Annotated in this window: 10 protein-coding genes; 1 reads left to right on the plus strand and 9 read right to left on the minus strand. The window is 45.7% G+C overall.

Annotated elements, in window-relative coordinates; translation table 11 throughout:
• Positions 1-6: 6 nt before the first annotated feature.
• Positions 7-960 carry a D-Ala-D-Ala carboxypeptidase family metallohydrolase gene (locus tag GVO63_RS07555; RefSeq protein ID WP_236552084.1) on the plus strand — a complete coding sequence of 318 codons (954 nt, stop codon included), beginning with the start codon at positions 7-9 and terminating at the stop codon, positions 958-960.
• Positions 961-1,043: 83 nt separating this feature from the next.
• Here GVO63_RS07555 and flhB read toward each other — a convergent pair whose 3' ends face one another.
• The 9 genes from flhB to GVO63_RS07600 form a co-directional block, all read right to left on the minus strand.
• Entirely contained in the window at positions 1,044-2,168 is a 1,125-nt protein-coding gene (gene flhB / locus GVO63_RS07560; RefSeq protein WP_159578860.1) for a flagellar biosynthesis protein FlhB, read from the minus strand.
• Between the two features lie 6 nt (positions 2,169-2,174).
• Entirely contained in the window at positions 2,175-2,954 is a 780-nt protein-coding gene (gene fliR / locus GVO63_RS07565; protein ID WP_159495034.1) for a flagellar biosynthetic protein FliR, read from the minus strand.
• Between the two features lie 12 nt (positions 2,955-2,966).
• Positions 2,967-3,236, minus strand: a complete 270-nt coding sequence (gene fliQ, locus GVO63_RS07570) for a flagellar biosynthesis protein FliQ (protein ID WP_159495033.1) — start codon at positions 3,234-3,236, stop codon at positions 2,967-2,969.
• An 8-nt stretch (positions 3,237-3,244) separates the two neighbouring features.
• A complete protein-coding gene (gene fliP / locus GVO63_RS07575; protein ID WP_159578862.1) occupies positions 3,245-4,000 on the minus strand; it encodes a flagellar type III secretion system pore protein FliP in 756 nt (251 codons plus the stop codon).
• Complete coding sequence (gene fliO, locus GVO63_RS07580) at positions 3,993-4,445, minus strand: flagellar biosynthetic protein FliO (RefSeq protein ID WP_159578864.1); 453 nt, start codon at positions 4,443-4,445, stop codon at positions 3,993-3,995. The genes fliP and fliO overlap by 8 nt, the downstream gene beginning before the upstream one ends.
• 28 nt (positions 4,446-4,473) lie before the next feature.
• Complete coding sequence (gene fliN, locus GVO63_RS07585; RefSeq protein WP_159495030.1) at positions 4,474-4,881, minus strand: flagellar motor switch protein FliN; 408 nt, start codon at positions 4,879-4,881, stop codon at positions 4,474-4,476.
• Positions 4,882-4,898: 17 nt separating this feature from the next.
• A complete protein-coding gene (gene fliM / locus GVO63_RS07590) occupies positions 4,899-5,957 on the minus strand; it encodes a flagellar motor switch protein FliM (RefSeq protein ID WP_159495029.1) in 1,059 nt (352 codons plus the stop codon).
• Positions 5,958-5,984: 27 nt separating this feature from the next.
• Entirely contained in the window at positions 5,985-6,524 is a 540-nt protein-coding gene (gene fliL, locus GVO63_RS07595; protein ID WP_159578866.1) for a flagellar basal body-associated protein FliL, read from the minus strand.
• Positions 6,525-6,697: 173 nt separating this feature from the next.
• A partial coding sequence (locus GVO63_RS07600) for a flagellar hook-length control protein FliK (RefSeq protein ID WP_201281887.1) occupies positions 6,698-8,015 on the minus strand: 1,318 nt, incomplete at its 5' end.

The raw sequence follows: 8,015 nt of genomic DNA on the forward strand, positions 1-8,015 counted from the left end.
ATAGTTATGCTTGCTCTTTTGGCTTTAGCTCGCACAGGTGATGTTTTTTCTTTTGAAAAAACCCTACTGAACTCGAAGCTTAGTGTTAACGGGAGTACTGTTCCCTATCCTATTTTTTCTGTTTTCGTGATGCCAAGCAAAACTTTTACAGTCGAGTTTGCCGAGAAAAGCCACACTGGAAGCTTTCAGTTTTTTGATGCTAATGGAGAAGCGCTTAAACTTAGTCCGAACTTACCAGCAAACAGCGGCACAGTGGGCAAGACGCCTATTACCGCACCCAAACAATCTGGGCACTACGTACTTAAGACTACCAACAATCAAACAGGAGAGATTGCAACGCTCAACGTGTTTGTCATGACTCCTTTGGAGAAGGTAGACAAAGCAGGCAAGTTAAACGGCTATATCATTGGCAAGTATCCTGAAAAGCCTTTAAAAAATAACCCCATTTATTTACCACCACAAGGGTTTGTTGAAGTCTCGCCTGGACAAACAGACATAAGAATATCGCCCAACTTTACCTTAGGACAATTTTTGTCTAAGCAACAACAAGGATTTCCCAAGTATGTACATTTGCGCGCTGGTCTTTTGCTGAAGCTGGAAAATATTTTGCACACCTTAAATAGCGAAGGGTATACCATTGAAGGTTTGACCATAATGAGTGGATATCGCACTCCATTTTACAACAAGGCTATTGGCAACGTTCAGTACAGCCGACATGTCTGGGGTGGTGCGGCAGATTTCTACATTGACCAATCACCAAAGGATGGCGTTATGGATGATCTGAATAAAGACGGCGTTGTAAACCGTGAAGACGCCGTTTGGCTTGCCAACTTCATTGCTAACATGTCCAAGCAAGGCGCTTTCGGATCGAGAATTGGTGGGCTTGGCGTTTATGACGCGAATGCAGCGCACGGCCCCTTTGTTCATGTAGATGTTAGAGGGACGCTGGCGCGCTGGTAGACTTGAGCATTATCTATTTCAAGACGTTGGCTAATACAACAGCATCTCGTCTCTGATAATCTCACTCACTCTCGCGGTAAAATTTAACGTCGATATTCAGGTGGTATCGGCAAATCCCTTTTTAAAGGTTTAGGGCGTTTACCTTTGCCTGCCCTGTGCGCCTTGAGTTGATAAACGTGCGCTAACACCTGCGCTACCGCCATGAATAGAGCGTTAGGGATTTCATCGTCGACTTCTGTTGAATAGAAAATAGCGCGGGCCAGCATCGGAGAAGGTATCAGCGGAACGTCATTAGCTGTCGCAATTTTTCTTATATGCATGGCTAATTCATCGGCCCCTTTAGCAACCACAACCGGTGCTCTCACCCCCTGCTCATCATACTTAATAGCAACTGAGAAATGGGTCGGGTTTGTCACGACTACGTCTGCTTTCGGGACTTCCTGCATCATTCGCTTAGTGGCTGCCTGATATTGAAGCCGGCGAATACGGCCTTTAACCATAGGGTCGCCTTCTGCATTTTTCCGTTCGTCTTTGACCTCTTGCTTGGTCATTTTCATTTCTTTATTGTGCTTGTACATTTGATAAGGCACATCAATAAGCGCAATGGGGATCATGCCGCACACCAAAATAAGAAACGCCCACTTGAGCATATCGAGTGCGTGAAATATGTTTCCCGGATAAAGTTCCATATCTAAATGCAGCGCTTCGTCTTCAAAAAACAATAACGCGCCAATTGCCATACCAATAATGACAACGACTTTTGCAATAGACTTTAGTAACTCAACTAAACCGTTCGTGCCAAACATGCGTTTGAACCCTTGGATAGGGCTCATTTTCGAACCTTTGGGTTTTGCACCCTCCCAAGTAAAATTAAATCCACCAAGGGCAATAGAGCCATAAATCCCTGCAATCATCGCGACGACCATGTATAAAAAAACAGCAGGGCCTACAGCTGATAAGGCCTCTCCCCACGCGCCAAACATGTGAGTAATATCATAGGTTTCGTCACGTGAGAGGATAAACATTCGCTGTGTAAGCTTGAAAACAGATTCAGCAACCCACCCGCCTACGAAAATGAACATAAAGGCGCTGACTATCAGCACCAGCGTCGTAGATAACTCGCGAGAACGGGCCAGCTGCCCTTTTTTTCGGGCATCTTCGAGTTTTTTCCCCGTGGGGTCTTCTGTTTTTTCGCTTGAATCTGCCATAACTTCCTACGGACAAATATTCAACAGTTCACACATAAACTGTTCGGCTCTAAACCATTGCGTTTCAAAGTGTGCAGTAAAGTTATCTAAGGTTATCCAAATGATGAGTAAGCCCATAACCTGAGCAATAGAAAAGCCAATGCTAAAAATGTTAAGCTGTGGCGCGGCTTTCGTCATTACGCCAAAAGCCAAATTTACAATTAACAACGACACAATAGGCGCGAGAGACAGCGTTATAGCCGAGATAAACATCCAGCCTCCCCAATGCGCGATATCGCGGAACTGTTCCCCAGTCCACCACGCCTCGCCAATAGGGAATGCTTGAAAGCTCATTACGATCATTTGGATCATAGACAGATGGCCGTCTAGCGTCCAAAACAATAATGTTGCCAATATCAAATAAAATTGACCGACAGCGGGTACGTTAATACCGTTGACAGGGTCAACAATAGACGCAAATCCCAAACCGGTTTGCATCGCAATTACTTGGCCAGCAAGAACAAACGTATTCAGCACCATCATCGAAATAAAACCGATAGCAATTCCAATCAGCAATTGCTGAATAACGAGTAAAAAAGTGCCTACGTCCACCAAGTTCTCTACGGGGGACGGAGGAACCACCGGCATGATAATTAACGTAAGCATAATGCCTAATAAGGCTCTTACTTGTGGGGGTATTGATTTAGCACTCAGCCCAATCATGGCAACAAACAAGCCGCTAATACGCATAAATGGTAACAGCATGTCGGCAAGGAATTGATTGACGGTGGCCAGTTCGACTTCCACAATATGCGCCTTTTAACCCACTACCTGAGGGATCATATCAACCATTCTAAAGGTAAAATCCATGAGTTGTTGTACCAGCCAATTTCCTCCCCAACTCAGCGCTAAAAGCGTAACAAGCAAACGAGGCAAGAAACTCATGGTTTGTTCGTTGATACTGGTTGCAGCCTGAAACACAGCCACGACCAAGCCTACAATCAGGCTTGGTACTATCACTGCAGATACCAACACGATGACCATTAACATGGCTTCGCGCAGTATCTCAACAAAGACTTCTGGTGACATAAGCCCTCCTAGACGCCCATACCGAAACTCGTCGCTAACGTACCGAAAATGAGATTCCAGCCATCAACAAGTACAAAAAGCATCAGTTTAAACGGCAGAGAAACAATCATTGGAGATAGCATCATCATACCCATAGCCATCAGGATAGAAGCCACAACCAAGTCGATAATAAGAAACGGAATAAACAACATGAAGCCAATTTGAAATGCGGTCTTGAGTTCACTGGTAACAAAGGCAGGTATAAGAATGGTAAGAGGAACTTCGTCGGTGTCAGCATACTTTCCTTCATCACCTGCAATGCGCACGAACGTTTCGAGATCTTTCACTCTTGTTTGCGAAAGCATAAACGCCCGCATAGGTCCTTTGGCTTGCTCAAGGGCATCTAAGCTGGTGAGTTGCTCGTTAAGATACGGCTGCAAAGCTCGCTCATTCACCTCTTCGAACACCGGTGCCATAATAAACATCGACAAAAATAGGCTCACACCGATCAGTATTTGGTTTGACGGCGACTGCTGTAAACCAATTGCCTGGCGCAGAATCGATAGCACGACGATAATGCGGGTAAACGAAGTCATCATCATAATAAACGCTGGAATCAAGCTTAGTGCTGTCATAATAAACAGCGCCTGCAGCGTCATGGAATAATCTTGCGTACCGTCTTGATTAGTCGTAACAGTGACCGCGGAAATACCTTGTTGCGCGCACACTGGCTCTGCAAGCAGAAGCAGCGGCAACACAAGAGTTAGCAAGAAAAGCTTACGCATCTTTTGCCCCTTCCTTCGTATTCTTCTTTTCTATATTGGGGTTGAGTTTTCCCGCCATTGCTTCGACCAACTTTTGCTTGAAAACATCGGCACTACTCAGTTTGTCGCCGGTTGCTCTAACCATGCCTTTAACCGGAATATCAAGATTTTTGTCAAGTTTGCTTAGGTGGGAAATATTATGACTGGTAATGCCAATAAGGTGTTGCTCGTCGCCCACCTGAATAACCATGATCTTTTCTTTTGTCCCCACGACCATGCTAGCTGCCACTTTCATTTGACCGCTGCCCATAGCAGTGACATTAAATCGACGCATGATATACGCTAGCGCGAAAATAACAGCTACAACGACAAGCAAGGACAGAAAAATTGACAGTACTGACGTGGGGTTAGTAATTGACTGTGTCGACTGGGCGACAGCAAGTTGACTAAATGCAAGGGGCAGCATCGCGCAACCCCTTAGTTTATAAGAAGTTTTATCTGAGCTTCTTGATTCTCTCAATTTGACTAATAACATCCGTTAATCGAATACCGAATTTGTCGTTGACCACTACTACTTCTCCATGAGCAATCAACGTGCCATTAACTAATACATCTAGTGGCTCACCGGCAACACGATCCAGCTCCACCACAGAACCCTGATTCAACTGTAGCAGATTTCGGATACTTATTTGACTACGACCTACCTCCATTGAGATAGTCACTGGAATATCTAAAATGGTATCTAGCTTTTTCTTTTCTTCTTGCGTGATTGGCGCATCGTCAGTTAGCTCGTCTAATTCGGCAACCTGTACATCTTCGTTACCGCCAGCCTCTTGTTCTGCTTCAGATTCGGCTTGCTCGGCCATCGCCGCTGCCCAATCGTCCATACCGTCTTCACTCATGGGAACTCCCCTTTACCTTACAGGTCTTCTTCGAGTACTTGCAGTTCTGCGTCATTATCAATAATGCGCCCACCGCGGGTTAATAACTGTAGCTCAGACTTCACTGAAGTCGGTCTTGCAATTTTTTCTACTATTTTCAGTGCTAAATTATCTCTGCTTCGACCTAATTTGGCTCTGAATGTAGGTAAATCTTCAATGAGTACCGTAATGGTCTCAGGCATTTCTACTGGGATGATATCGCCAGGCTTAAACTCCATTACATCGCGAAGAGACACATCAACATCCAGCATATGGGTGGTCAATGCGACCTTAACATCCATAATTTCGTCGCGAAGCGCTTTGCTCCATCGCAAGTCTGTATCTTCTTTATCGCTTTGAACACCCGCATCGAGCAATTCCCGTATAGGCTCTAGCATTGAGTATGGCAACGATACGTGGAAGTCACCACCGCCGCCATCTAGTTCGATGTGGAACGAGCTAATCACCACCACTTCGGTTGGACTTACTATATTTGCCATGGCGGGGTTAACTTCTGAATCTAAATACTCGAACGACACATCCATGACTGGCGCCCATGCTTCTTTATAATCCTCGAAGATTATCTTAAGCAGCATCTGAATAATTCGGCGCTCTGTTGGCGTGAATTCTCGGCCTTCAATTTTCGCATGATATCGACCATCGCCACCAAAGAAGTTATCGACCAGAATGAACACCAACCGAGCTTCCATTGTGATAAGCCCTGTTCCCTTAAGCGGGCGAAAGCGCACCATGTTTAAACTGGTTGGAACGAATAAGGTGTGAATATATTCGCCAAACTTAATCATTTGAATGCCGTTAATGGAGACTTCAGCAGAACGGCGCATCATGTTGAACAGACTTACCCGCATATGACGAGCAAAACGTTCATTAACAATTTCAAGCGTAGGCATTCGCCCACGCACAATTCTGTCTTGCGAGGAGAAGTCGTACTCGAGCGTAGAAGCATCTGAGTCGCTATCGCCGATCTCATCCTCGTCTACATCATCTACCCCGTGTAACAGGGCATCGATTTCATCTTGAGATAATAAATCACTCACCGTCTTCTACCTTACAAAGTCATTGCATTACTGCATGACAAAACCCGTAAACAATACGCGCTCGACCACATCGTTGCCCGTAATGTCTTTTAGTGCCTTTTGCACTTCACTTACTGCCTGCTCACGAAGCTCAATTTTTCCTGCTTCTGTTACGAGGTCATCTGCATTTGAAGTACTAAACGCTTGTAACAACGTTCCCTCAATAAGGGGGATATGCGTTTTTGCCAGTTCTTCATTTTCAGAACCTCTCACTAAGAGCTGAACTTTTATTTGAACTAATCTATCTCTACCAGAGCCCGGCACGTTGAAAACAAAAGGTCTTGGCATCGCCACGTAGAGTGCAGTGCCTATTTCAGCGTTGCCTGAACTTGCAGCTGGCGCGCTTGCAGCGGCTGCTGCAGCATCAGCCTCAGCCAACTGCTCGGCCGCGGGCTCATCGCTACCAGCAAACAGTAGGAAATAAGCGGCAGCCCCACCACCAACAAGAACGACGGCTATGATGATAATAAGCATCATCTTGCCTTTCTTTTTACCGCCTTCTTCTACTTGTAACTCTTCATCTGCCATGTGTAACCCATCAGTAATATAAGGAAAAAACGTATTATCAAGGTTCCGTCAAAAATGGCAATGCCATTGTGGATGAATACAAACAAATGCACTCACTGACGTCATATGCAAACATAGCAGCCTTGGCATAATCTCACCATTCAACCTATTGCTAAAAATAGTGCGATTACGCGCTATGCATAGAAATCAATTCCGCCTTTGGCAGCGCGCGTCACTGATTGCTCAATAATTCGCGTCCCTTCCATGTCGTCTAAACCGTCATTTTCCCCACGGTTTCCGGCTCCATTTCTTCTACTGTCATCCTGTGCAAGTTGCTGGCCATTTTCGTTACCCGACGAGTTATCTTTCCTCACTTGCGCATCACCTAACTCAATGCCTTGTTCAGAAAGCATGTCTCGTAACTTAGGCATAGCGTCGGCGAGTGCATCCTTTGCTTGTTGAGACTGCACAACGAAGCTTACGCTGGCTGCATCACCGGCCACGTTTACCCTAACCTGCATACTGCCAAGTTCTGGTGGATCCAAGCGAATTTCGGCCATGGTGTTTCGGGCATTGACCATCCAGCGAATTTTTTCGTTTAGCTGCTGCTGCCCTTCAGGTTTATGAATGTTGACCGCTTTATCAAAGCCTTCAAACTGCTGCTGAGATTTTGACGCTTCAGCGCGAAGCTGGGTATTTTCCTGCATTACCGTATCGGTTTGCCCTACCATACTTGCAAATGCCTGTTGAGCACTGGCTTGGGTTTGCGTCATTAAATTCAGGAATTGACTGGCTTGGCTATCTAGTCGAGCCGTCATCGAAGCAATAACCTCGGTACTTACTGCTGCCTCTTTTGCAGCATCGGCCACGATAGCCGACAAATCAATGCCGGGCTCTCGACCCTGCTGAACTTGTTGCTGGAATTCATTTATACCAGCGATAATGTTGGTCTTCACGGCCTGTTGTTGCGAAGGATTTGATATACCCGCAACGACACGCTCAGCAAACGCCTCCGTCGCTTTTTGTGCGCTCTGTGGCGATAGTTCATTTATGGCAGTTAACAGGTCGACCGCCTTTTCGCCGATTGTTTCAGCGTTAATACTTTCAGATATGCTCAGAGTATTCGTCATCAGCCCTTTGTCTGATGACGTTATCTTATTAGATTCTGTGGCGGTAGCACTTGTATCACCGCCGCCTGCAGCAGCGGTGATTTCCGCTAGCAATGCGCTTGCTTGTGATGAGGCTTCGTCTAAAGACAATATCTGCATATCTTTACGCTCATCCGATAGCAGACTCAATACAAGAGATTCATCAGCCGACGCTTTATCTTCAGCGTGTGTGCCGCCAGTGCTTCCTGGTAGCCCATTAAGTAAACTTACGCCTTCCATATCATTGATACGAGCCTGTTCAGCGTCACTTGAGCTTTCGCTTTGCATCAGCTTTGCAATGAGCGCTGACAGGCCATTGTCACTATCAGTAATTGTCTCTGATTTAGCATTCATTTCTGCAAGC

Source organism: Alteromonas sp. KUL106, assembly GCF_009811415.1.
In the GTDB taxonomy this organism is placed as follows: domain Bacteria; phylum Pseudomonadota; class Gammaproteobacteria; order Enterobacterales; family Alteromonadaceae; genus Alteromonas.

Excerpts from the sequence above, each read along its gene's own strand:
- GVO63_RS07555 (WP_236552084.1), top strand. The coding sequence starts at position 7 with ATGCTTGCTCTTTTGGCTTTAGCTCGCACAGGTGATGTTTTTTCTTTT.
- fliL (WP_159578866.1), bottom strand. The coding sequence starts at position 6,524 with ATGGCAGATGAAGAGTTACAAGTAGAAGAAGGCGGTAAAAAGAAAGGC.
- fliQ (WP_159495033.1), bottom strand. The coding sequence starts at position 3,236 with ATGTCACCAGAAGTCTTTGTTGAGATACTGCGCGAAGCCATGTTAATG.
- fliN (WP_159495030.1), bottom strand. The coding sequence starts at position 4,881 with ATGAGTGAAGACGGTATGGACGATTGGGCAGCGGCGATGGCCGAGCAA.
- fliO (WP_159578864.1), bottom strand. The coding sequence starts at position 4,445 with ATGCTGCCCCTTGCATTTAGTCAACTTGCTGTCGCCCAGTCGACACAG.
- flhB (WP_159578860.1), bottom strand. The coding sequence starts at position 2,168 with ATGGCAGATTCAAGCGAAAAAACAGAAGACCCCACGGGGAAAAAACTC.
- fliP (WP_159578862.1), bottom strand. The coding sequence starts at position 4,000 with ATGCGTAAGCTTTTCTTGCTAACTCTTGTGTTGCCGCTGCTTCTGCTT.